Source organism: Caproiciproducens puteiluti, assembly GCF_052442865.1.
Classification (GTDB): domain Bacteria; phylum Bacillota; class Clostridia; order Oscillospirales; family Acutalibacteraceae; genus Caproiciproducens.
Genome location: NZ_CP194790.1, coordinates 2,337,584 through 2,360,835, shown reverse-complemented (window position 1 = coordinate 2,360,835; position 23,252 = coordinate 2,337,584). Strand labels below are relative to the sequence as shown.

Sequence of the window (23,252 nt, the reverse complement as noted above, 5' to 3'; positions counted from 1 at the left end):
AATCAGAATTTTACCTGTGGTACGGCTTTATCGGCTTCCTCGATCTCAAAGTATTTTTTCTGTCCGAAATGGAAGAGGGAAGCAATGATATTGGACGGGAAATGCATGACGTATTCGTTGTATTTCATTGCGGTGTCGTTATAAAACTGGCGGGCGAAAGCAATTTTGCTTTCAATGTCCTTCAGCTGACCCTGCAGGTCCAGAAAATTCTGGTTTGCCTTCAGGTCCGGATATTGCTCCGCCGTGGCAAACAGGTTCACCATCGCGCGGGACAGCTTGGCGTTGTTCTCCATCGCCTCTTCGGGGGTTTTGGAGCTCATGGCCGCGCTGCGCCATTTTGTGACCTCTTCCAGGGTTGATTTTTCATGGGAAGCGTATCCCTTGACGGTTTCCACCAGATTGGGGATGAGGTCAAAGCGCTTTTTCAGCTGAACGTCCACCTGTGCCCATCCGTTGTCCACTCTTACGGAAAAAGAGACAAGCTTGTTGTACATGCCTGTGACCCAGAAAACAAGAATCAGAATAACTGCGGCAATAATGCCAAAGGTGATCCAATCCATGATGTGTACCTCCTAATCATCTCTGCGATTTTTGAAAACATCTCAAAACATCGGTTAAATTGCTACAAAGTGATCATACCATATTTTCCATAAAAAGAAAAGCGGGGGAAAACAATCCTTATTGTACCCCGAAAACAGATTTTATTTGCCGTGCAAAAAGGGGAAAGGACTTTCGGTTCCTTTCCCCTGAACGGTTTATTTCTGGCTCGGGTTTGAAATTCGGTAGCAAAGCGTCATCAGACTGTCATTCAGATGAACGTTTTCCACAATCGTATCTTCGTACTTCATTGCAATATCATAATGGCTGAAGTTCCAGTAATTGCGCACACCCAGAGTATACAGGCGTTCAATCACGGCATGAACGCCGTCGCGGGGGATGCAGAGCACAGCCATGGTCGGCTGTTCCTTCCGGCAAAAATCTTCCAGCTCTACCGTGTCGAGTACGATCTGACCGTTGATTCTTGTCCCGGTTTTACTGGGGGAACTGTCAAAAATACCGACCAGTCTGAATCCTTCATCATCAAACGACATGTGAGAGGCAATTGCTCTTCCCAAATTTCCGGCTCCGACCAGAATCGCTTTATACTCATTGGAAAGGCCCAGAATATTTCCGATTTCATCACAGAGCTGGTCGACAATATAGCCGTAACCCTGCTGACCGAACCCGCCGAAGCAGTTCAGGTCCTGACGAATTTGCGAGGCGGTCAGGCCCAGCTTCACGGACAGCTCGGTGGAAGAGATTCTGGTGACCCCTTTTTGTTTCAGATGGATTAAAAAACGATAGTAGCGGGGCAATCTTCTGATTACCGACATTGAAATATTTTCGCGTCTTGGCATACGCTTTCCCTCCGTAAATAGTCCGGTTTATAAAAGCCGAACCAGACTTTTATTGACTTCCCTCAAAAAGGTTTCGGTGTCAACTGTAGTTTTGTTTGGCAGCGTGGAAAGAGCGGCAAGGTCGCCGGTCATAATGCCGCTTTCAATTGTTTCAATAGACGCCTTTTCCAGTTTGGCCGCAAAATCCGTCAGCGCAGGAAGATGATCGAGCTCTCCGCGTTTTTTCAGCGCGCCGGTCCAGGCAAACAGGGTAGCCATGGAATTGGTGGACGTCTTTTCGCCCTTCAGATGTTTGTAGTAATGGCGCTGCACGGTGCCGTGGGCCGCCTCGTATTCATAGATTCCCTCGGGCGAAACAAGGACGCTCGTCATCATGGCAAGGCTGCCGAAGGCAGTTGCGACCATATCGCTCATGACGTCGCCGTCGTAATTTTTGCAGGCCCAGATGTATCCGCCTTCTGAACGGATCACACGGGCTACCGCGTCGTCAATTAAGGTGTAAAAATAGGTGATACCGGCTTTTTCAAATTTTTCTTTGTAATCGGATTCGTAAATTTCCTGAAAAATATCCTTGAAACGATGATCGTATTTTTTTGAAATCGTGTCCTTGGTTGAAAACCACACATCCTGCCCGACGTCGAGCGCATAGCTGAAGCAGGACCGGGCAAAGCTTTCAATGCTTTTGTCAATGTTGTGCTGGCCCTGAATAATGCCGGATGTCTTGAAATCATGAATCAGCGCGCGTTCTTCGGTGCCGTCCGCTTTTGTAACGACAAGCTCGGCTTTCGCGCCGGCGGGAACGGTCATTTCCGTATTGCGGTAGATGTCGCCGTAGGCGTGGCGCGCAATGGTGATCGGCTTTTTCCAGGTGGGAATAAAGGGCGTAATGCCCTTTACAAGGATGGGGGAACGAAAAACGGTGCCGTCCAGAATTGCACGGATGGTGCCGTTCGGGGATTTCCACATTTCTTTTAATCCATACTCGCGCACTCTGTCCGCGTTCGCGGTGATCGTCGCGCATTTTACGGCAACGCCGTATTTTTTTGTGGCGTAAGCGGAATCAAACGTGACCTTGTCGTCGGTTGCGTCGCGGTTTTCCAGCCCAAGATCGTAATATTCCGTTTTCAGGTCGATATAGGGGTTCAGCAGGATCTCTTTTATCATTTTCCAGATGATTCTGGTCATTTCGTCGCCGTCCATTTCCACCAGCGGCGTCGTCATTTGAATCTTATTCATTCGTAGCCCTCCGTTATCTGTAAGCGTTCTGCAAGTACGTTGTATTTTGTATCAGCTGTTCTGTTCTTTGATGTAGCTCAGCAGGCCGCCCGCAAGAACGATCTTTCTCTGACGGTCGCTCAAAATGGCGTCTGCTTCAAAGGAGGTGCCCTTTGTCAGGTTTTTTACAAGAACGGTTCCGCCATTTTCAACGGTGGCGCGGATATCCGGCAGCTCCAGTTCGTCCATCTGGTCGATTCCGTTGTAATCCTTCTCGTTTTTGAATACGAGCGGAAGGATGCCTCCGTTCGCCAGATTGGCGCAGTGGATCCGTGCAAAGCTCTTTGCGATCACCGCTTTGATTCCAAGATACAGCGGGACCAGAACGGCGTGTTCACGGGACGAACCCTGCCCATAGTTGGAACCGCCTACAATGATGCCTTTGCCGTATTGGCGGCAGCGCTCCGGGAATTCCTTGTCGCAGACGGTGAAACAGAAGTTGGAAAGGTGGGGAATGTTGGAACGGTACGGAAGAATTTTTGCCCCCGCCGGCATAATGTGGTCGGTCGTAATGTTGTCGCCGACCTTCAGCAGGGCTTTTGCGGCAATGTCCCGGGGAAGGGCGGTGGTGGTGGGGACTTCCTTGATATTCGGCCCGCGCAGGACTTCCACGTTTTCCGCTTCCTCCTCACTGGCGGGGGGGATGATCATATTGTCGTTGATCAGGAATTTTTCTGGCTGCTCTATGGGAGCCTCCTCGCCCAGCGTCCGGGGATCGGTCAGAACGCCGTTGATGGCGGAAGCCGCGGCGGTTTCCGGGCTGACAAGGTAGATTTGGGCGTCGGCCGTGCCGGAACGTCCCTCAAAGTTGCGGTTGAAGGTCCTCAGCGAAATGCCGCCGGAGTTCGGGGATTGTCCCATTCCGATGCAGGGGCCGCAGGCGCATTCCAGAATCCGCGCTCCGGCGGAAATCAGATCGGCAAGCGCGCCGCTCTGCGCAAGCATATTGTAAACCTGCTTGGAGCCGGGGGCAATCGAAAGGCTCACATCGGGGTGGACCGTCTTTCCTTTCAGTATGGAAGCGATCCGCATCATGTCGCGATAAGAGGAATTGGTACAGGACCCGATACAGACCTGATCCACTTTGATGGGGCCGATCTCGTCCACGGTTTTTACCGCGTCCGGACTGTGGGGACAGGCCGCCATCGGTTTCAGTTCGGACAGGTTGATTCCGATGGTTTCATCGTATTTTGCGTCGGCGTCGGGCTTCAGTTCCACCCAGTCCTTTTCACGGCCCTGTGCTTTCAAAAACGCAAGGGTTACTTCGTCGGAAGGGAAGATGGAGGTGGTTGCGCCCAGCTCAGCACCCATGTTGGTGATGGTCGCGCGCTCCGGCACGCTCAGCGCCGCGATTCCTTCGCCGCCGTATTCCACGATCTTGCCCACGCCGCCCTTTACGGACAGAATGCGCAGGACCTCTAAGATAATATCTTTGGCGGAAACCCATGGAGAAAGCTTTCCGGTCAGATTGATACGCAGCATTTTCGGCATGGGGATGTAATATTCGCCGCTGCCCATGGCAACCGCAACGTCAAGCCCGCCGGCGCCCATGGCGAGCATGCCGATTCCGCCGCCGGTGGGAGTGTGGCTGTCCGAGCCGATCAGCGTTTTTCCGGGAACGCCGAAGCGCTCCAGATGGACCTGGTGGCAGATCCCGTTGCCGGGTCTTGAAAAATAAATTCCGTGTTTCCTGGTGACCGTCTGAATGTACCGGTGGTCGTCCGCGTTTTCAAAACCGGTCTGCAGGGTATTGTGGTCGATATAAGCGACAGAGCGCTCTGTTTTTACGCGCGGGACGCCCATAGCCTCGAATTCCAGGTAGGCCATGGTTCCGGTGGCATCCTGCGTCAGCGTCTGGTCTATTTTTAAACCGATATCGCTGCCTGGCGTCATTTCGCCGCTTAGAAGATGGGTTTTTATGATTTTTTGTGCCAAAGTCAAACTCATTATCAAGCTTCCTTCCAATTCGAATTCCCAACATAGTTAAATATATAACCATTATCCAATAAAAAAGCAAAATTGTCAATCTATCCAATCACTTTCTGCCAAAGCGTTCTATTTTGACGCTTTATTTTCTTGATGAATATCACAACAGATGATATAATCATAATATTGATATTTCAAACTTGTACATTTCCGTGTATGAGAACACCCTTCTTACGGCACAATAAAGCGGTAGGAGGGATTATCAATGAGCCATAAAGACCAAAAAGCAAAAGGCCAGAAAGAAGACCAGGATTATATAAAGCGGGCCAATGATGACGATAAAGCCGAGAAAAACGAAAAGCAGACCGACCAGATCATCGACACCGGTTCGGTGATCACCGGCAACGGCAAACATCTGATTCACTGCCTGACGATCATTGGTCAGATCGAAGGACATTATATTCTGCCTTCGCAAAACAAGACGACCAAGTACGAGCATGTGATTCCGCAGCTTGTCGCGATTGAGGAAGAGCCCACCATAGACGGGCTTCTGATCATCTTGAACACCGTCGGCGGCGACGTGGAAGCCGGACTTGCCCTTGCGGAGCTGGTTGCGGGTATGAAAAAGCCGACCGTGTCGCTCGTGCTGGGCGGCGGCCATTCCATCGGCGTACCGCTGGCGGTTGCCGCCAAGCATTCTTTCATCGCCCCGAGCGCGACGATGACCATTCATCCGGTGCGTATGAACGGCATGCTGCTCGGCGTTCCGCAGACCCTTGAGTATTTCCAGCGGATGCAGGAGCGCATTACGCGGTTCGTCACGCAGAATTCTCACATTTCCCCCGAACGGTTCCACGAGCTTTCCATGAACACGCAGGAGCTGGTTATGGACGTGGGGTCGGTCCTGGACGGAAACGACGCCGTCAGTGAGGGCCTGATCGATTCGCTCGGAAGCCTTTCCGACGCCATCGACTGCCTCTACGATATGATAGACAAAAAGAAAGCGCAGCAAAAAAAGTCCGGCGCAAGAACCGCCAGGGCGGGGGCAAAAAAGCCGGAGCCCAAAACGGCAAAGACCGCTGCCAAAAGCCGCAGCGTATAAAACATCTGATGGAGAATGAAAAGGGAAGCTTTCAGGAACGCGTTTCCCGAATCATTCTTCATCGTAAGTTACATATAACGAATGACCGGAACACGGAACAAATTAAAATAAAAATATAAGGTGATTATAAGGTGGCAACTCAAAGAACAAATACGAATAAGAAAGCGGCGCCCCGCACACGGAGCAAGCCGAAGGCACAGCACCTTGCCGGCGGAAGAAAAACAAGGGCGGAAAAGGATGCCGAGTATATCAGGCAGCGCAATCAGATCAACGCGATTGTGGTGTTTGCCATGTCCATTCTGATGGTCTGCCTTGTGCTGATCGGGGGCGACCACATCTGGCTGTGGTGCCACAACGCGCTTCTGGGCCTTTTTGGAAGCTGCGCGATCATCTGGCCGATTCTTCTCTGCTACATATCGCTCGTAACGGCTTTTGAGCGCCAGAAAAACCGGCTGGGAAGTAAAGTTATTTTTATGATCGTCATTATTGCGCTGTTTTGCGCTGCTGTCTATATTTTTACCGATCAGAACAATACGCCCATTACCTCGTACTGGGACAGGCTCAAGGATCTTTATACCCTGGGTATCCAAAGGTCCGGTGCCGGGCTGTTCAGCGGCCTGATCGGAATCCCGTTCGTCGCGGCGCTCGGTTCGACCGGGGCAAAGATCGTTATTATTCTGTCTCTTTTCGTAGCGGTTATGATTTTGACCGGGACCAGCCTTGTCCAATTGTTCCGGGCGGTGACAAAACCGGCCGACATGATGGCTGCCAGTTTCAGCAGCGCACAGGAACAGCGGGCGGTGGAACGCGCCCGTCAGGCCAATTCCAACATCGATATTGCGCTTGACCGCGAGGATATGGCGAAGCGTGCCGTTCAGTCCAAGGATAAACAGCAGAAAAACAAGAAGCTCGAACAGCTGGAAAAGGTGTTCGGGGTCAAAGAGCCTGTAGTGGAAAAGATAGAGCAGCCCGCGGCTCCGGTTCCGCCGTCCGCGGATAAAACCGGCTCCGCAGCGGCCGCCGCCGCTTATGCCGCCCGTCAGGCCGTTTCGCCGCAGCCGGAAACGCAAAAAACACCCGAACCAACCGGCGTGCAGATGACCATGTTTACCGACGAGCCGCCGCAGGACGGCACCTACCACTTCCCGCCGGTCACCATGCTGGAAACCACAAAGGAACTGAGCGAGCAGGATGTGACCGAGGAACTGAAGCTGAACGGGCAGATGCTGGTGCAGACGCTGAAGAGCTTCGGGGTCCAGACAAAAATCGTGGATATCAGCCGCGGCCCCGCCGTCACCCGTTACGAGCTGCAGCCCGCCGCGGGTGTGAAAATCAGTAAAATCACGAATCTGTCCGACGATATCGCCATGAACCTCGCCGCGTCCGGCGTGCGTATCGAAGCGCCGATTCCGGGCAAGGCCGCCGTCGGGATAGAGGTCCCGAACAAGAAGGTCAGCGTTGTCAGAATGCGCGAGCTGATTGAGTCCAACAGCTTCGGCGCGGCGAAAAGCCGCCTGACCGTCGTGCTCGGGCGCGACATCGCCGGCGCGGTCGCAACGGCGGATCTGGGCAAGATGCCCCATCTTCTGATTGCGGGCGCCACGGGTTCCGGAAAATCCGTGTGCATCAACTCGTTTATCGTCAGCCTTCTGTATAAATCCACTCCGGAAGAAGTCAAATTTCTGATGATAGACCCGAAGGTGGTGGAACTGGGCATTTACAACGGGATTCCGCAGCTTCTGGTTCCGGTCGTCACCGATCCCCGCAAGGCAGCGGGCGCTTTGGGATGGGCCGTTACGGAAATGCTCAAGCGGTACAAGACCTTCGCCGCGAACAATGTGCGTGACCTTGGCGGATACAACGCACTGGCGGAAAGCAACGGCTTTCAGGATGAAAACGGGCAGCCCATGCCGCACCTGCCACAGATCGTCATCATCATCGACGAGCTTGCCGACCTGATGATGGCCGCCCCCAACGAGGTGGAGGATTCCATCTGCCGTCTGGCGCAGATGGCGCGTGCCGCGGGCATGCATCTGCTGATTGCCACACAGCGTCCCTCCGTCGACGTCATCACCGGAATTATCAAGGCGAATATCCCAAGCCGTATTGCGTTCTCCGTTTCCTCCCAGGTGGATTCCAGAACCATTCTGGACATGGGCGGCGCGGAAAAGCTTTTGGGGCGCGGGGATATGCTGTTTTCGCCCGTCGGCTCGCAGAAGCCCACCAGAATCCAGGGCTGCTTTGTCAGCGACAGCGAAATTGAATCCGTCGTGAATTTCGTAAAGAAGTCGCAGGAAGCGGGATATGATAAAAATATTGCCGAAGAGATCGAGAAAAACGCCGTAGCCGAAAAGGACAGCGGAGGCGACAGCGGCGTGAACGGCGATACCGACCCCATGATGCCGGAAGCGGTCAAATGCGTTGTGGAAGCGGGACAGGCTTCGACTTCTCTGCTCCAGCGACGTCTGCGCCTCGGGTATGCCCGTGCCGGCCGTCTGGTCGACGAGATGGAGCAGATGGGCATTGTAGGCCCGCACGAAGGCTCCAAGCCGCGTCAGGTGCTCATTACATACCAGCAGTGGCTGGAAATGACCATGCAGCAGGCAGATCAAAAAGAAAGTGAAGAATAAGCGGAATGCCTTTTTTACCCATTACAAAAGAAGAAATAAATGCTCTTGGCTGGGACGCGCCGGATTTCGTCGTTGTAACCGGCGACGCCTACGTTGACCATCCCACCTTCGGCACCGCGATCGTCTCGCGTGTGCTGGAGCAGTTTGGCTACCGGGTGGCCATTCTGGCGCAGCCGGACTGGCGCACCGACCGGGACTTTACCCGCTTCGGCAAGCCGAAATACGGCTTTCTGGTCAACTCGGGAAACATTGATTCCATGGTCGCCCATTACACCGTGGCGCGCCGCAGGCGCAAAGAAGACGCCTATTCGCCGGGGAACAGAACCGGTCTCCGGCCCGACCGCGCCGTTATTGTCTACACGAAGAAAATCAGGGAGATCTATCCGGATTCGCCGATCGTTATCGGCGGGCTGGAAGCCTCCCTCCGCCGTTTCGCGCATTACGATTACTGGGACGACAAAATCCGCCCGTCGATTCTTTTGGACTCCGGGGCGGATTTGCTGACCTACGGCATGGGCGAAAGCCAGACAGTCGAAATTGCCCGCCGCCTGTTTTCCGGCGAGCCGATCAGTACGATCACCGATATCCGCGGCACCTGCTATGCGGTTCCCACAAAGGAATACCGGCCCGTTCCGGCGGTCGACTGTCCCAGCTTTGAGCAGGTCTGTCAGAATAAAAGAGAGTACGCCGTTTCCTGCCGCAAACAGCAGGATGAGCAGGACGCCGTGCGGGGACGCAGAGTCATTCAGCGCCACGGCGGCAAAATACTGGTTCAAAACCCGCCGATGCCGCCTTTAAAGCAAAAAGAGCTCGACGCCGTTTATGAGCTGCCGTATATGCGCACCTATCACCCGTGCTACGAGAGCATGGGCGGGGTTCCGGCCATTCAGGAGGTGGAGTTCTCCATTACGCACAACCGCGGCTGTTTTGGCGCCTGCAATTTCTGTTCGATCGCGTTCCATCAGGGCCGTTCCATCACCACCCGCAGCGAGGAGTCCATCCTGCGCGAAGCGAAAAAACTGACGGAAAGCCCGAATTTTAAAGGATATATCCACGATGTCGGCGGTCCGACCGCCAATTTCCGTCACCCTTCCTGCGACAAGCAGGAAAAGCTGGGGCTCTGCGCGGGCGGCAAAAAATGCCTTGCACCGAAGCCATGTCCTCTGCTCAAGGTGGACCACAGCGAATACCTCGATATTCTGCGCAGGCTGCGCGCCCTGCCGAAGGTCAAACGCGTGTTTATCCGTTCCGGCATCCGCTTTGATTATTTGATTGAAGACAAGGACGACGCCTTTTTTAAGGAACTGGTCAAATACCATGTCAGCGGACAGCTGAAGGTTGCGCCGGAGCACTGTACTCCGGAGGTCCTTGACTGTATGGGCAAGCCGCATATTGAATCTTTTTTGAAATTTGAAAAAAAGTATTATCAATTCTGTAAGGAGGAGGGCAAGGAGCAGTATCTTGTTCCATACCTGATGTCCTCCCACCCAGGCAGCACTCTGAAAGACGCGGTTTCGCTCGCCCTGTTTCTAAAGCGCGAGCACCTTCGTCCGGAGCAGGTGCAGGATTTTTATCCCACGCCCGGCACCATTTCCACCTGCATGTTTTATACCGGGCTCGATCCTTATACGACGAAAGAAGTCTATATTCCCCGCACCGACCGGGAAAAGGCGATGCAGCGGGCGCTTCTGCAGTATTTTAATCCAAAGAACAGGGACCTGGTGATTGCGGCGCTGAAAGCCGCGGGCCGCAGCGACCTGATCGGTACGGGCGGCGTGTGTCTTGTCCCTCCCAGCCCTGCCATGCAGCGTGCAGCCCAAGTTCAAAAAAGAGAGAAGCAGGGCAGATGGAGCAGCAAAAAAGCAGTAAAAAGGCGCTGAAAATCACCATTTCACTGTTTCTGGCGATGGGGCTCGTTGTTTCATTGCTGCCGTTTGGGGCAGCAGTCTCCTGGCACCGGATTTTTTCCTTTTTCGGACTGAGCGATTTTTCCGCGGCGGCGGATTCCAGCCCGATGTCCCTCCATGTGCTGGAGGTCGGAAAAGCCGACAGCATCTTGATTGAGTGCGAGGGGAAAGCGATGCTCGTGGACGGCGGGACTGTCGATTGCGGGGAACCGGTGGCGGAATATCTTGACCGCCGGGGCGTGAAGGAACTGGAGTATATGGTCAACACGCACCCCGATGAGGACCATATCGGCGGTCTTGCGTACCTGATCGGGCGTTATCCCGTCAAAAAATATTTTGCGCCCGATATCCCGAAGGACCTGATTCCCTCCAGCGAGGAATATCTTGCCGCGCAGAAAGCGCTGAACGACAAACAGATTGCCACGGTTGTTCCCCGGCCCGGAGAGACTTTCTCTCTCGGCGGTATGAAAATAGAGGTTCTTGCCCCTGTTCGGCAGGGCGGAAGCACCAATAACAATTCCATCGTCCTGAAGCTGACCTATGGAAAAACGCGGTTTCTGCTGATGGGAGACGCGGAAAAAGAAGAGGAATCCGATTTGATCGCAGGCGGGGAAGACCTTTCCGCCGATGTTCTGAAGGTCGGCCACCACGGCAGCAGTACCTCCACAACGGACGCTCTGCTGAACGCCGTAAAGCCGAAATGGGCGGCGATTTCCGTTGCCGACGATTCCAACGGGCTTCCGAAACGGGAAGTACTGAAAAGACTGTTGTCCGCCGGCGCGTCGGTTTACCGGACCGATGTCAGCGGAACGCTTATTTTTATGAGCGACGGGCAAAATATAAAGCTTGCAGCCGAGCGCTGATGATAATAAAGAGGGGATAGAAAAATGAAAATGCTGGTCATAGACCGTTTTGAGGGAACCTACGCAATCTGTGAGGACAAGGATCAGAAATTCTTCGCCATTGAAACCTCCGAGCTCCCGCAGGGCGCGCGGGAAGGCGACGTGCTGAACGTGGACGACGCCGAGGGGACGCTCAGCGTCAATGCGGAAGCGACGGCGCAAAGGCGATCCAAAACAAAAAAACTGCAGGATAAACTTTTTCAATAAAAAATACGGGATATGATAAAAAACACCGTCTGGACAACAGCCAGACGGTGTTTTTTATCATGACGCTCTATCGCCGGAGCGTGACTTTGTCCGTGTTCATTCTGTGCATATGCACGTTCTGCGCTAACCCGAACCCCAGATACAGACAGGCCGCGGACGAACCGCCCGCGCTGAAAAATGGGAGCGTAACGCCCATGACCGGCAAAAGGTTCAGGCACATGCCTAAATTGAACAGTGCCTGCGCCGCGATCATGCCGAAGAAGCCGAAGCAGATGCTGCTGCCCAGACAGTCGGGGGATTTTCTCGCGATCCGGAGCGTCCGCAGCAGGAGCAGCAGAAGAAGAACCATAATCAGCATACAGCCGAAAAAGCCGAGCTGCTCGCCCGCGACCGAGAAAATAAAATCGCTCTGCTGTACGGGTACTAGGCCTTTGCTGACACGGGAATTGCTGTTGAACAGCCCGCGTCCCCACAGCTGTCCGCTGCCGATGGACAGCCTGCCCTGAATCTGCTGCAGGCCCTTGTCCAGCGGGTCCGTTTCCGGATGGCGGAAAATGGTAAAGCGGTCTTTCTGATAATCCTGTAGAAGATACTCCCATGCGATCGGAAAAGCGACCGCGATTGCCGCAAAAACCGCTCCAAAGTATCTGAACTGGACCCCGGCTCCAAACGCCATGGCAAGAAACATGCAGAAGAAGATGACTGCGGTGCCGTCGTCTCCCTGAAAATGGACCAGTACGATCGGAATCATCGCATGGAGAGCCAGCAGGATGACCTGCGGAAAGGATTTCAGCAGATCGCGTTCTTTCAGTTCCGATACATGTTTGGAAAATGTAATGATAAAACCGATTTTGACCAGTTCACTGGGCTGAAAGGTGGTTCCCGGCAGTTGAATCCACGCTTTTGCGTTAATGCCGCCGCTGCTTTTCACCGCAATACCGAAAATCTGCGTATAAATAATTAAAAAAAGGCAAAATCCCGCCACAATATACCAATAGCTCGCGATTTCCCGGTAATCGATCAGCGTGAACAGGATCGCGCCCACATAGCCGATCACAATGGCGACCAGCTGTACAGTAAAATAGGACTTGCCCGAATCGCTGTTGGGCACGGTTTTGAGCAGCAGGAGGCTGTACGCCGATATCAGAATCATGACGGTCCAATACAGCTTGTCCGCCCGTTTTAAATAGTTGAGAAAAGATTTCAAACCTCGCATGACTTCACCTCTAATTTACTTATTATATGATGGAAACGCGAAAACTGCAAGCGAATAATAAAGGAAAACCGGCGCGGGCGAGAAGCACGCATCGGTTTTCCTTTTTATGTTCACAGCAGTCGCACTCTTCACTGCTCTTCCGGCCGCTGGACAAGCGGAAAGACGGCTCTGGCCGAAAAGAGGTCGGCGTCGACACTGATTCCGAACCTGCCCCCGCAGGCCTCCGTAAAACTGCGCGCAATGGAAAGCCCTAGTCCGCTGCCGCTTGTCGTGCGCGAGCTGTCGCCCCTTACAAAGCGTTCGGTCATATCCCGGTCGCCGTCCAGCTCAAAGCGGGAGGTGTTCTTTACCGAGGCGGAGGCTTCTTCCCCGGTTTGTTCCAGCGTGATAAATACACGGGAGCCGTCCAGCGAATACTGCAGCGCGTTGCCGATGAGATTCTGGAACACCCGGTATAAGAGCTTTCCGTCCGCCCGGATCATGGCGGGGGTATCCGGAACGTCGATTTTTAATAGCAGGCCGGAGGCTTCCACCTGTTCGTTCATATCCGCCAGCGTCTGCAGGATCAGCTTGCCGTAATCCAGAATTTCCGGATTCATCTCAATGTTTCCGCTGGTCGCCTTGCTCACCTGAAAGATGTCCTGCACCATGTTTTTCAGCCGGTCGGATTTTTGGGCAAGGACTTCGATATAATCCTTCACATGGTCGGGAAGACTCTCTTCCTGCTTTAACAGGTCGATATAGCTGATAATGGAGGTGAGCGGCGTTTTCAGGTCGTGGCTCACATTGGTGATCAGCTCTATTTTCATCCGTTCGCTTCTGAGGCGCTCCTCCACCGCTTCACCGATGCCGGACTGGATCTCATTCAATTCCAGCGAAGCGTTTTTCAGGTCCGCTTCCGCGGGCAGTTCGACCACCGCCGAAGGATCGCCGGTTTTTACAAGGGAAATATGGCGTATCAGAAGCCCGATATCGTAGACGGTGTTCTGAAATCTGCGCACATACCGGTAAATCAGATAAATCATCCCGGCAAGCACCAGCAGCAGAAAGACCATGACGAAGAATGAACTGGGATGAATGACGGCCGTTACGGTCAAACCAAACAGCACCAGCAGGATTTCAGCCGCCAGCAGAGCCCAGAACCGTTGGACCATCTGTCGCTGGAAGGGCTTTGAAAACTCAAACCTTCTGTAATTGCTTAAAATGGAGTTAAAAATATTGTGCCGATAGAAGGGTCGGTTGTAACGCATATCGTTCACAACCAGATAATAGAAGAACAGCGAAATCGCCGCACAGATTCCCCATAGAATTCGGTCGCTGTTCCAGGTTGCGGTCATAAAAGGAAAGTCCAGATAGACCAGTACGACGACGCACAGCGCTTTGAATTCCCACCAGAACCAGCCGGTAAAGCGGGCCAGCGCCAGATCGGCCAGCTTTTTGTCTTTCCTCAGCAGAACATATACGGCAAAGGCAATCAGGCCGAGCACCAGAAAGGCCCCGGCGGCATACAAAGCGGTTTTTCTGTTTCGTTGGTTATCGGGAATATAGGACAGCACGCTGCTGCCGCTGACGGGCTCGATGAGCTCACTGCGGACAAACATGGTTACGCGGTAATTCTCAATGTCGGAATCGTTCAGGTTCGTGTTGCTGGTGTAACCCGGAACATACCACATGGATTTGTTAGGCCGGTAAACTCCGTCCCCGTAAATATCCAGATTTTTTCCGTCCTTGGTAATCGTCACCTTTTCGCCGTCGAAGTGCAGCTTGAAGTTATACCCGTCCGGCAGCGGTGCGGTATCCAGATCCAGATTCGGGTACCCGTTGGTATGCATTGCTGGTTTGTCCTTTGTTCCCGCCGAGTAGAGGATGTTTTTGCCTGCATCCTGATTTAAAAGCGTCCAGATTTTGGAGTTATCCTCTTCCCCTGCTTTTAACGTGGCCAGAATATTCTGCAGCCGGAATCCGATCCCGCTGCTGAATAGGAACGTGTTCTGGTAATCCGGCTCAAAAGCGTCTTTCACTTCGCGGAGGAAGGAATCTCCGGGGCTGATGATCTGTGCGGAAAAAACGCCTGTGATCAGGGTTACCGTAATCGTCACCATACTGAAGAAAAAACAGAGCCAGCTGAATACCGGCTTAAACTTTTTCGATTTTGTAGCCAATGCCCCACACCACCTTTAAATATTCGGGTTCCTTTGGGTTGAGTTCGATTTTTTCCCGGATGCGGCGGATATGTACCATCACGGTATTTTCCACACAATAGGCGGGCTCGTTCCATACGCGGCGGTAGATTTCCTCCGCGGGAAAGGTCCTGCCCAGATTGCGCATCAGCAGGTCGACGATTTTAGTTTCCGTCGCCGTCAGGCGGACAGGCTCGCCGTCCGCCTTCAGGATGCGCGCGTCCGTGCTGTAGCTCAGTCTGCCGTTGACGATTTCGTTTGCGTTCGTATTCGCGTTGATGTCGCCCAGACTGATGTAGCGCCTGAGCTGGGAACGGACGCGCGCGACAAGCTCCATGGGATTGAACGGCTTTGTCACGTAATCGTCCGCACCCATGCTGAGCCCGAGAATTTTATCGGTGTCCTCGCTTTTTGCCGAAAGCACGATGATCGGGATATTGCGCTTTTCACGGATTTTCATGACCGCGGAAAGCCCGTTCAGCCTCGGCATCATCACATCGATCAAAATCAAATGAATTTCGTTGTTCATCGCGGCGTCGACGGCCTCCAGCCCGTCATAGGCACACAGGGCCGAATAGCCCTCTTTTTCCAGCAAAATAGCGATTGCGCGGACGATTTCACGGTCATCGTCGACAATCAGAATCTGTTTTTTATCCATTTGATTTCCTCCCCCAAAAACCTTAACAATAGCTTACCGCATATTTCTTAAAAAAAACTGAATGGATTTCTTACAAAAAACTGAAGATTTTAATTCCCCCGGGTGCACCCGGTTCTTGATCTGTGGAGCTGCTTTTTATTATAACATATCCTGGCAACGATGCTTCCGCCGCCTGTTTCATCAGGAAATATTATTCTTTCCTGTTCATTTTTACAAAAGAATATGATATAATTTTGTCATAATTATGTGTTAGGAGAATGCATGAATGCTCACGGACATCGAAATTGCGCAGCAGGCAAAGCTCGTACCGATTGCGAGAATTGCCGCTGACCTCGGGATTTACGAGGAAGAACTTGAGCCATACGGCCGGTTTAAAGCAAAGCTGAACGACTCTCTCTACAACAGACTTGCCTCCCGTAAGGACGGCAAACTCATTCTGGTTACGGCAATCAACCCCACCCCCGCGGGGGAAGGGAAGACCACCACGACGGCGGGCCTTGGCGAGGCAATGAAGCAGATCGGAAAAAATGCCGTCATTGCCCTTCGCGAACCGAGCCTCGGCCCGGTATTCGGCATCAAAGGCGGCGCCGCGGGCGGCGGATACGCGCAGGTGGTGCCGATGGAGGACATCAACCTGCATTTCACGGGCGATTTTCACGCCATTACTTCCGCAAACAATTTGCTTTGCGCCATGTTGGACAACCATATCCATCAGGGGAACGCGCTGGGGATTGACCAGCGAAGGATTTTGATCAAACGCTGTCTCGACATGAACGACCGCGCCCTGCGCAGCATCGTGGTCGGCCTGGGCGGAAAAATCAACGGGATTCCCCGCGAAGACAGCTTCTGCATTACCGTTGCGTCGGAAATTATGGCCATTTTCTGCCTGGCGTCCGACATTACGGATTTGAAGGAACGGCTGGGAAGGATTCTGGTCGCATACACCTTTGCGGGCGCGCCCGTCTATGCTTCGGACCTCAAGGCGCAGGGCGCCATGGCCGCGCTTCTGAAAGACGCGATCAATCCGAACCTGGTGCAGACGCTGGAGGGCACGCCCGTCATCATGCACGGCGGGCCGTTTGCCAACATCGCTCACGGCTGCAATTCCGTCAGGGCCACGCGCCTTGCTTTGAAGCTTGCCGATTACTGCATTACCGAGGCCGGCTTCGGCTCCGACCTTGGCGCGGAAAAGTTTCTGGACATCAAGTGCCGTCTTGCGGGGCTGAAGCCCAGCGCCGTTGTCCTTGTGGCGACCGCTCGCGCGCTGAAATACAACGGCGGCGTGCCGAAGGACCGTACTGCGGCGGAGAATCTGGAAGCTCTGGAAAAGGGTATCGTCAATCTGGGCGCGCATATCGCCAATATGAAGAAGTACGGGGTGCCTGTGGTCGTCGCCATCAACCGCTTCGGAAGCGATTCCGACGCTGAGCTGGCGTATATCGAAAAATACTGCCGCGACAACGGCGCGGATTTCGCGCTTTCGGAGGTCTTTGCCAAAGGCGGCGCGGGTGGCGTGGAGCTGGCGCAAAAGGTCTGTGAGGCGGCGGAAAAGCCGTCGGATTTCCATCCGATTTATTCCGTGGATTCCACGGTCAAACAGAAGATTGAATGCATTGCCAAAGAAATTTACGGGGCGGACGGCGTGGACTACACCGCTCAGGCGGAAAAGGCCATTGTCGATATCTCCGCGCTCGGCGGGGACAGGCTGCCCGTCTGTGTTGCGAAAACCCAATATTCCCTTTCCGACAACGCCGCGCTTCTGGGACGGCCGAAGGGCTTCCGTATTACCATCCGCGACCTGCGGCTTTCCAACGGCGCGGGGTTTGTGGTTGCGTACGCTGGGGATATTATGACCATGCCCGGGCTGCCGAGGGTACCGTCCGCGGAAAAGATCGACGTGGACGCGAACGGGAAAATTTCAGGATTATTTTAGAGATGTAAGGGGACCGGATATGCAGGAAATTATCACTTCTTCGCCTGCCGAGACGGAAGCGCTCGGGGTGAAAATTGCGGAAAAGCTGACCGGCGGCGAGGTGCTGGCGCTTTTCGGCGGGATGGGGATGGGGAAGACCGCCTTCACGCGCGGCCTTGCCCGCGGGCTTGGAATTCAGGACGGCGTTTCCAGCCCGACCTTTGCGCTCGTTCACGAATATCACGGCAGGCTGGATGTCTACCATTTTGATATGTTCCGCGTAACCGGGTGGGACGACCTTTACTCCACCGGATTTTTTGATTATCTCGACAGCGGCGGCGTGCTCGTCATCGAGTGGAGCGAAAACATCGAGGCCGCTCTTCCGCAGGATGCGATACGGATTGAAATTTGCCGGGGCGCGCGGGAAAACGAACGAATTTTTCAGATGGAAGGGATAAAACCATGAGGATACTGGCAATCGATTCTTCCGCGACCGCGGCTTCGGCGGCTCTGCTTGACGACGACAGACTGCTGGGGGAATTTTACATCAATACCCGCCTGACCCACAGCCAGACGCTGATGCCCATGATCGACCATCTTCTGCAGTGTACGCGTACAGAACTGGGAAACGTCGACCTGTTTGCGGTTTCCGCGGGTCCCGGTTCTTTTACGGGCGTTCGTATCGGCGTGGCGAGTATCAAAGGCCTGGCCATGGCGCAGAATAAACCCTGTGCGGCAGTTTCGGCCCTGGAGGCTATGGCGCAGAACCTGGCGCACCTGGACTGCACGGTCTGCGCGGTAATGGACGCGCGCTGCGGGCAGGTCTATAACGCGATTTTTTCCGTGCATGAAAATTCCGTGGAGAGAATCACCCCCGACCGGGCGCTTTCCATTGAGGATTTGGCACAGGAATGTGAAAATTACACGAAACCGATATTCCTTGTTGGAGACGGCGCAAAATTGTGTTATAATAATGAGCGGTTTAAAAGTCTGAACGCGGTTCTGCCGCCCGAGCACCTGCTTTATCAGCGTGCGTGGGGCGTGGCAAAGTCCGCGCAAAAAGTATATGAGCAGGGCGGGGCGGTGTCCCCGGCGGCTCTGATGCCGATCTATCTTCGCCCGCCGCAGGCGGAGCGGGAATTAAAAAAACGAATAAAAGGAGAAATCAAATGATAGCTTTAGGAGCGGATCACGGCGGATTTTTATTGAAAGAAGCCATTAAGAACTATCTTGCTGCCGAAAATATTGCCTATAAGGATTTCGGCACATTTGACGAAGCCTCTATCGACTATGCGCCGGTTGCGGCAAAGGTCGCGCACTGCGTAGCGGACGGCGAAGCGGAGCGCGGAATTCTGTGCTGCGGAACGGGAATCGGCATGAGCATCGCGGCCAACAAGGTGCAGGGCATCCGTGCGTCTGTGTGCGCCGACGCTTACTGCACGGAAATGACCCGCCGTCACAACAACTCCAACATTCTCTGCCTCGGAGGCCGGGTGATCGATGAAAAAAAGGCGGTGGAGCTCGCAAAGATCTACCTGAAAACCGAATTTGAAGGCGGCCGCCACCAGCAGCGCATTGACGAAATCTCTGCGATTGAGCGCGGCGAACTGTAATTTTTGGGTTACAAACAATACTAGACTATGGAGGCTGTCAACATGGATAAACAGGTATTTGTTATGGATCATCCGCTGATTCAGCACAAACTGACTTTTTTACGCGATAAAAATACGGGTTCCAAGGAATTCCGTGAGCTGGTCGGTGAAATCGGGATGCTGATGTGCTACGAGGCGACCCGCGATCTCCCTTTGGAGGACACGACGATCGAGACCCCCATGGGGAAAGCGAAAACAAAGGTGATCGCAGGAAGAAAGCTTGCGTTTGTTCCTATTTTAAGGGCGGGCCTGGGCATGGTGGACGGCGTACTGAAAATGGTTCCCGCCGCGAAGGTCGGCCATATCGGCCTTTACCGCGACCACGAGACGCTGCAGCCGGTGGAATACTACAGCAAGCTGCCGCAGGATATTGAAGAGCGCGACGTCATCGTGCTGGACCCGATGCTCGCCACCGGCGGCTCTGCGATCGACGCAGTCACCATCATCAAGCGCAGCAAGCCGAAGAGCATCCGTTTTATGTGCATTATTGCCGCTCCGGAAGGGGTAAAGGCGTTTACCGAAGCGCATCCCGACGTACAGCTTTTCTGTGCCGCCGTCGACGATCACCTGAACGACATCGGCTACATTGTACCGGGTCTTGGCGACGCGGGCGACCGTATTTTCGGAACACTGTAAAATAACTGCAAGAAGAGGGGGCGGCCATTGGCTGCCCCCTCTTGATTATATTGAAAAAGTTGTCGGGTATCATGTGGCTAAAAAGTCTATTTGAAATGCGCGCAGAATTTTTCGATCGCGTCTTCGTCGGTCGGGTCCTCGGGGAACGGCTGTTTGATGAGCGAAAGATTTTCCACATGACGGATTCCTTCGCCCGGCTCCAGGCCGTACAGCGGACTCAGCGATTCCATTTCGATAAAATCGCCGCACGCGTACGTCTCATAGGAGCAGCCGTAATCCGGATACGCCGCCTGAGCAGTGTGAAGGTAACGCTTTACCAGCGTATATTCTCCGCAGGTGTACGACGCCCAGCCCGGCGTATTGTTAACACCCAGCTTCAGCGCGTTGGGAATATCCGCGTCGTGCCGGATCGTAATAAACCGGTTGCCTGCCGACAAACGTTTGTCCCGGATATCGGAATACGGCCAAAGAGTGAGAAGCCGGTTGGGAAGCAGGGAGCTGCCGGTGTCCTTGTTCATCGGGATCACCTCTACGCCGCCGCCCTTCACCATGGTCAGCGCCCACAGCGCGCAGTTCCGTTTTTCCTTCGAGCAGTTTTTCGCGCTGTGCACCACCATGATATCCGTAGTGCCCTCGGTCATGATCACTTCAAAGCTCAGCTGAACTTCGTTGCGCTTCTGGCGCGGGGGCGTAAAGCTGACGCCTTCCGGCAGAATGCCGTATACGACCGGCTCGTTGTCCGGATAATACGTTTCGGGCATTTTTTCGGGACTGAGCCATACGCGGTGGCCGCCGTAATGGTAAAAAGCCGCGTCCTTGCCGTAGCGTTCCGACATGCTTTCGCTGCTGATATAATTGCGGCGTTCCAGATCGTTGTAAAGAATATTTTCTTCGCCGATAAAGCCGAAGCGTACGATGCGCGGCCCGAACTCAATGGTTACAACAACGTCGATCAGGCCGTTATCCAGCCTCAGGCATTTTCCGTAGTTCTCATATTCCGTTTCCTTAATTTCAATAGACAAGAGAAGACACATCCTTTCAGTCAAAAGACGAAATAGAAATAATACCCGTTGTCCTGTCGAGCCCGCAGGGCGCGATTTTCGGTATACACAGCGCATAAAGGTCCGTTGCTCTGTTTTCTAATTCAAGCATATTTTTCCCATTTTTGTCAAGAGAAAATATGTCCGACGAATTGGTGATGACCGGCAAGGCTGCCCGTCCTTTCATGGAATGCAGAATTTCTGTGCCGCGCTGATTAAAGCCGAGGATGCGCAGATAGGGAGGAACCCCCGCGCTCATGGAAGCGTCCAGACCCAGAAAAGCGGAAAGAATGATCCGCCGGATTCTGGCGTGCGTATATCTTTTGGACTTAATCAGACTGTATGCTTCCTCCAGGCCGCCGGCTCTGCGCACCGCGGCGTAAACCCGGTTTTCCAGCCCTTCGCTGATATCGGGAAGGGCGGCGAACCGGTCGGGACCCATCGTTCTCAGCTTTGCCAGAACGGCCCGCTCAATCAAGGCAAGATCGGCGGGTGCGTTTCCGGCTTTGATTTCCCGCCTTGCCGTTTCCGCACAGGAAAGAGGCATCAGCGGGGGAAAATCTTCCCCGGAGCGCATCATCCTCCGTATCTGTGAGGCGGAGGCCACAAATCCCTCCGAGGCCTGCGCGTCGTGCGCGGCGCCCACGCGCCTGACTGTAAACGGTTTGATGCGGGAATTCAGCCTGCGCAGCGCCTTCAGGTATTCTATGCCTAAAATATTGTTTGGCTCGCTTAAAAGTTCCGCGGTTTCTTCGTCGAACAGGGCGGCGACTGCGTTTTGCCGTGCTTTTGCAAAAGTTGCACCGCTTTTCAGCTCGGAACGGATTTTTTCCCGCAATTCTCCGGAGCCGAGCGCCCGCTCCGCTTTGTATAAATCCTCCGTGCGGCCGCATTCGCTGCCGAAGCTCAGCAGGTCGATTCCCATCGCGTCCAGCAGCGCCACACCGCCGTAAGCGAACTTTTCCGCTCCCGCAAGCGCCCAGGGGAGCGGCAGCTCCACAACCAGATCGACGCCGTTTTCCAGCGCCTGCCTTGTCCTTGCCCACTTGGAAAGGATCGCCGGTTCGCCGCGCTGCACAAAGTTGCCGCTCATGACCGCCGCAACGTGGGTTGCCCCCGCTTTGCGGGTTTCGGAAACCAGCGCGGCATGTCCGTTATGGAACGGGTTGTATTCAGAAACGATTCCGGCCACAAGCATTTTATGACAAACTCCTTGATTTTCCTTGAATTTAGCAGTTTGATGTACTATTATTATAATATACAGTATTCTCTCGGCGGATTCAATAGCCGCTCAGGTATCTGAAAAGCATTTTTAGGAGGAAAAAGCATGAAGATTTTGGTAATAAATGCAGGAAGCTCTTCACTCAAATATCAGCTGATTGATATGGAAAGCGAAGAGATGCTTGCAAAGGGGAACTGCGAACGGATCGGAATAGAGGGCGGAACGTTTACCCATAAGACTGCGGACGGCCGCAAGAAGGACTTGCAGGTCACCATGTCCGATCATAAAGAGGCATTCAAGCTTGTTACGGCAGCTTTAACGGATAAAGAGGTCGGTGTTGTCAAAAATCTGTCGGAGGTTACGGCAATCGGCCACCGCGTTGCTCAGGGCGGCGCGATTTTCAGTAAATCCCTGTTCATCAATGAAGACGTGATCGAGGGAATCAAGAGTTTGATTCCGCTAGCTCCGCTGCACAACGGGCCTGAGCTTCAGGGAATCCTCGCCTGCCGCGAGGTTTTCGGAAAAGACATACCGGAATGCGTCGTCTTTGATACTTCCTTTCATTCCACCATGCCCCCGAAAGCTTACATGTTTGCCATTCCTTACGAATATTATGAGAAATATAAAATCCGCCGTTACGGCTTCCACGGCACGTCCCACCGCTATGTCAGCAATCACTGCGCGCATCTGATGCACCAGCCGATTGAGGACATCAACATGGTTACCTGCCATATCGGCAACGGTTCCTCCATTGCGGCCATCAAGGGCGGCAATGTTGTCGATACCAGCATGGGTCTTACTCCGCTGGACGGCTTTATGATGGGTACCCGCTCCGGCTCGCTTGATCCGTCGGTCGTAACCTTCATTATGCAGAAAGAAAACCTTACCCCAGAACAGATGGACGAAATTCTGAACAAGAAATCCGGCCTGCTCGGCATCAGCGGACACAGCGATGACCGCGACGTCACCAAAGCGGAAATCGAGGGCGATCCCAGAGCTATTCTTGCCCACGAAATGCTTTCCTATCAGATTATCAAATATATCGGTTCCTATGCAGCGGCAATGAACGGCCTTGACTGCATCGTTTTCACAGCCGGTCTCGGCGAAAATCAGGCTCATCTGCGTTACGCGGTCTGCCGCGGCTTGAAGTTCTTCGGCGTGAAGATCGATCCGGTTCTGAACGACAAAATGGTTTCCGGCCGCGAAGGCAAAATTTCCACCTATGATTCCAAGGTCGCCGTTTATGTCATTCCTACCAATGAAGAGCTCGTCATTGCGCGCGACACCAAGGAGATCGTCGAGAAGCTGACCTACGCTTCCACAGAGGACAAGACGGTCGTCGACCCCGAGGATATCTGATAAAATTAAGGAATAAAATCAAAAGGATACA

Annotated in this window: 20 protein-coding genes; 11 read left to right on the top strand and 9 right to left on the bottom strand. The window is 53.6% G+C overall.

Annotation, left to right across the window (positions count from 1 at the left end; translation table 11 throughout):
- Nucleotides 1–2 precede the first annotated feature (2 nt).
- From ACRQU7_RS11535 to ACRQU7_RS11520, 4 genes are all read right to left on the bottom strand, one after another.
- Entirely contained in the window at nt 3–560 is a 558-nt protein-coding gene (locus ACRQU7_RS11535; RefSeq protein ID WP_038324681.1) for a LemA family protein, read from the bottom strand.
- A 195-nt stretch (nt 561–755) separates the two neighbouring features.
- Nucleotides 756–1,397, bottom strand: a complete 642-nt coding sequence (locus ACRQU7_RS11530) for a redox-sensing transcriptional repressor Rex (protein ID WP_038324679.1) — start codon at nt 1,395–1,397, stop codon at nt 756–758.
- A gap of 27 nt (nt 1,398–1,424) precedes the next feature.
- Entirely contained in the window at nt 1,425–2,633 is a 1,209-nt protein-coding gene (locus ACRQU7_RS11525; RefSeq protein WP_444640986.1) for an NADP-dependent isocitrate dehydrogenase, read from the bottom strand.
- A 51-nt stretch (nt 2,634–2,684) separates the two neighbouring features.
- On the bottom strand, nt 2,685–4,619 hold the full coding sequence (locus tag ACRQU7_RS11520; RefSeq protein WP_444640984.1) for an aconitate hydratase: 1,935 nt from the start codon (nt 4,617–4,619) through the stop codon (nt 2,685–2,687).
- 244 nt (nt 4,620–4,863) lie between these two features.
- Between ACRQU7_RS11520 and ACRQU7_RS11515 the strand changes: the two genes are divergently transcribed.
- The 5 genes from ACRQU7_RS11515 (at nt 4,864) to ACRQU7_RS11495 (ending at nt 11,346) form a co-directional block, all read left to right on the top strand.
- Nucleotides 4,864–5,700 carry an ATP-dependent Clp protease proteolytic subunit gene (locus ACRQU7_RS11515; protein WP_081928292.1) on the top strand — a complete coding sequence of 279 codons (837 nt, stop codon included), beginning with the start codon at nt 4,864–4,866 and terminating at the stop codon, nt 5,698–5,700.
- A gap of 131 nt (nt 5,701–5,831) precedes the next feature.
- Nucleotides 5,832–8,330 carry a DNA translocase FtsK 4TM domain-containing protein gene (locus tag ACRQU7_RS11510; RefSeq protein WP_444640981.1) on the top strand — a complete coding sequence of 833 codons (2,499 nt, stop codon included), beginning with the start codon at nt 5,832–5,834 and terminating at the stop codon, nt 8,328–8,330.
- A 5-nt stretch (nt 8,331–8,335) separates the two neighbouring features.
- The gene (locus ACRQU7_RS11505; RefSeq protein ID WP_444640979.1) at nt 8,336–10,210 is read left to right on the top strand and encodes a YgiQ family radical SAM protein; all 1,875 of its coding nucleotides are present in this window, start codon (nt 8,336–8,338) and stop codon (nt 10,208–10,210) included.
- Nucleotides 10,177–11,100 carry a ComEC/Rec2 family competence protein gene (locus ACRQU7_RS11500; protein ID WP_444640977.1) on the top strand — a complete coding sequence of 308 codons (924 nt, stop codon included), beginning with the start codon at nt 10,177–10,179 and terminating at the stop codon, nt 11,098–11,100. The genes ACRQU7_RS11505 and ACRQU7_RS11500 overlap by 34 nt, the downstream gene beginning before the upstream one ends.
- A 24-nt stretch (nt 11,101–11,124) precedes the next feature.
- Complete coding sequence (locus tag ACRQU7_RS11495; RefSeq protein WP_038324672.1) at nt 11,125–11,346, top strand: DUF3006 domain-containing protein; 222 nt, start codon at nt 11,125–11,127, stop codon at nt 11,344–11,346.
- Nucleotides 11,347–11,413: 67 nt separating this feature from the next.
- Here the strand turns inward: ACRQU7_RS11495 and ACRQU7_RS11490 are convergent, their stop codons facing one another.
- The 3 genes from ACRQU7_RS11490 to ACRQU7_RS11480 all read right to left on the bottom strand — a co-directional run bounded on the left by ACRQU7_RS11490 (nt 11,414) and on the right by ACRQU7_RS11480 (nt 15,400).
- Nucleotides 11,414–12,562, bottom strand: a complete 1,149-nt coding sequence (locus ACRQU7_RS11490; RefSeq protein ID WP_444640975.1) for an FtsW/RodA/SpoVE family cell cycle protein — start codon at nt 12,560–12,562, stop codon at nt 11,414–11,416.
- A 128-nt stretch (nt 12,563–12,690) separates the two neighbouring features.
- Complete coding sequence (locus ACRQU7_RS11485; RefSeq protein WP_444640973.1) at nt 12,691–14,724, bottom strand: histidine kinase dimerization/phospho-acceptor domain-containing protein; 2,034 nt, start codon at nt 14,722–14,724, stop codon at nt 12,691–12,693.
- On the bottom strand, nt 14,699–15,400 hold the full coding sequence (locus ACRQU7_RS11480; protein WP_444640971.1) for a response regulator transcription factor: 702 nt from the start codon (nt 15,398–15,400) through the stop codon (nt 14,699–14,701). The genes ACRQU7_RS11485 and ACRQU7_RS11480 overlap by 26 nt, the downstream gene beginning before the upstream one ends.
- 265 nt (nt 15,401–15,665) lie before the next feature.
- On the opposite strand from ACRQU7_RS11480, the gene ACRQU7_RS11475 reads away from it, so the two are divergent.
- The 5 genes from ACRQU7_RS11475 to upp are packed head-to-tail and all read left to right on the top strand — an operon-like array spanning nt 15,666 to nt 19,600.
- Complete coding sequence (locus tag ACRQU7_RS11475; protein WP_141825400.1) at nt 15,666–17,333, top strand: formate--tetrahydrofolate ligase; 1,668 nt, start codon at nt 15,666–15,668, stop codon at nt 17,331–17,333.
- A 19-nt stretch (nt 17,334–17,352) separates the two neighbouring features.
- Nucleotides 17,353–17,778, top strand: coding sequence for a tRNA (adenosine(37)-N6)-threonylcarbamoyltransferase complex ATPase subunit type 1 TsaE (gene tsaE / locus ACRQU7_RS11470; RefSeq protein ID WP_038324666.1), 426 nt, complete (start codon nt 17,353–17,355; stop codon nt 17,776–17,778).
- On the top strand, nt 17,775–18,485 hold the full coding sequence (gene tsaB / locus ACRQU7_RS11465; protein WP_444640968.1) for a tRNA (adenosine(37)-N6)-threonylcarbamoyltransferase complex dimerization subunit type 1 TsaB: 711 nt from the start codon (nt 17,775–17,777) through the stop codon (nt 18,483–18,485). Before tsaE ends, tsaB begins: the two co-directional genes overlap by 4 nt.
- On the top strand, nt 18,482–18,925 hold the full coding sequence (rpiB, locus tag ACRQU7_RS11460; RefSeq protein WP_038324662.1) for a ribose 5-phosphate isomerase B: 444 nt from the start codon (nt 18,482–18,484) through the stop codon (nt 18,923–18,925). Before tsaB ends, rpiB begins: the two co-directional genes overlap by 4 nt.
- 42 nt (nt 18,926–18,967) lie before the next feature.
- A complete protein-coding gene (gene upp / locus ACRQU7_RS11455) occupies nt 18,968–19,600 on the top strand; it encodes a uracil phosphoribosyltransferase (RefSeq protein WP_038324660.1) in 633 nt (210 codons plus the stop codon).
- 86 nt (nt 19,601–19,686) lie between these two features.
- Here the strand turns inward: upp and ACRQU7_RS11450 are convergent, their stop codons facing one another.
- Nucleotides 19,687–20,622: a hypothetical protein gene (locus ACRQU7_RS11450; RefSeq protein WP_444640965.1), complete on the bottom strand. Its 936-nt coding sequence runs from the start codon at nt 20,620–20,622 to the stop codon at nt 19,687–19,689.
- Nucleotides 20,623–20,638: 16 nt separating this feature from the next.
- Nucleotides 20,639–21,838, bottom strand: a complete 1,200-nt coding sequence (locus tag ACRQU7_RS11445) for a tRNA(Met) cytidine acetate ligase (protein ID WP_444640963.1) — start codon at nt 21,836–21,838, stop codon at nt 20,639–20,641.
- 129 nt (nt 21,839–21,967) lie between these two features.
- On the opposite strand from ACRQU7_RS11445, the gene ACRQU7_RS11440 reads away from it, so the two are divergent.
- Nucleotides 21,968–23,221, top strand: a complete 1,254-nt coding sequence (locus ACRQU7_RS11440; RefSeq protein WP_444640961.1) for an acetate/propionate family kinase — start codon at nt 21,968–21,970, stop codon at nt 23,219–23,221.
- The last annotated feature ends 31 nt before the right edge of the window (nt 23,222–23,252 follow it).

Excerpts from the sequence above, each read along its gene's own strand:
- ACRQU7_RS11535 (WP_038324681.1), bottom strand. The coding sequence starts at position 560 with ATGGATTGGATCACCTTTGGCATTATTGCCGCAGTTATTCTGATTCTT.
- ACRQU7_RS11530 (WP_038324679.1), bottom strand. The coding sequence starts at position 1,397 with ATGCCAAGACGCGAAAATATTTCAATGTCGGTAATCAGAAGATTGCCC.
- ACRQU7_RS11525 (WP_444640986.1), bottom strand. The coding sequence starts at position 2,633 with ATGAATAAGATTCAAATGACGACGCCGCTGGTGGAAATGGACGGCGAC.
- ACRQU7_RS11520 (WP_444640984.1), bottom strand. The coding sequence starts at position 4,619 with ATGAGTTTGACTTTGGCACAAAAAATCATAAAAACCCATCTTCTAAGC.
- ACRQU7_RS11515 (WP_081928292.1), top strand. The coding sequence starts at position 4,864 with ATGAGCCATAAAGACCAAAAAGCAAAAGGCCAGAAAGAAGACCAGGAT.
- ACRQU7_RS11505 (WP_444640979.1), top strand. The coding sequence starts at position 8,336 with ATGCCTTTTTTACCCATTACAAAAGAAGAAATAAATGCTCTTGGCTGG.
- ACRQU7_RS11500 (WP_444640977.1), top strand. The coding sequence starts at position 10,177 with ATGGAGCAGCAAAAAAGCAGTAAAAAGGCGCTGAAAATCACCATTTCA.
- ACRQU7_RS11495 (WP_038324672.1), top strand. The coding sequence starts at position 11,125 with ATGAAAATGCTGGTCATAGACCGTTTTGAGGGAACCTACGCAATCTGT.
- ACRQU7_RS11490 (WP_444640975.1), bottom strand. The coding sequence starts at position 12,562 with ATGCGAGGTTTGAAATCTTTTCTCAACTATTTAAAACGGGCGGACAAG.
- ACRQU7_RS11480 (WP_444640971.1), bottom strand. The coding sequence starts at position 15,400 with ATGGATAAAAAACAGATTCTGATTGTCGACGATGACCGTGAAATCGTC.
- ACRQU7_RS11475 (WP_141825400.1), top strand. The coding sequence starts at position 15,666 with ATGCTCACGGACATCGAAATTGCGCAGCAGGCAAAGCTCGTACCGATT.
- tsaE (WP_038324666.1), top strand. The coding sequence starts at position 17,353 with ATGCAGGAAATTATCACTTCTTCGCCTGCCGAGACGGAAGCGCTCGGG.
- tsaB (WP_444640968.1), top strand. The coding sequence starts at position 17,775 with ATGAGGATACTGGCAATCGATTCTTCCGCGACCGCGGCTTCGGCGGCT.
- rpiB (WP_038324662.1), top strand. The coding sequence starts at position 18,482 with ATGATAGCTTTAGGAGCGGATCACGGCGGATTTTTATTGAAAGAAGCC.
- upp (WP_038324660.1), top strand. The coding sequence starts at position 18,968 with ATGGATAAACAGGTATTTGTTATGGATCATCCGCTGATTCAGCACAAA.
- ACRQU7_RS11445 (WP_444640963.1), bottom strand. The coding sequence starts at position 21,838 with ATGCTTGTGGCCGGAATCGTTTCTGAATACAACCCGTTCCATAACGGA.
- ACRQU7_RS11440 (WP_444640961.1), top strand. The coding sequence starts at position 21,968 with ATGAAGATTTTGGTAATAAATGCAGGAAGCTCTTCACTCAAATATCAG.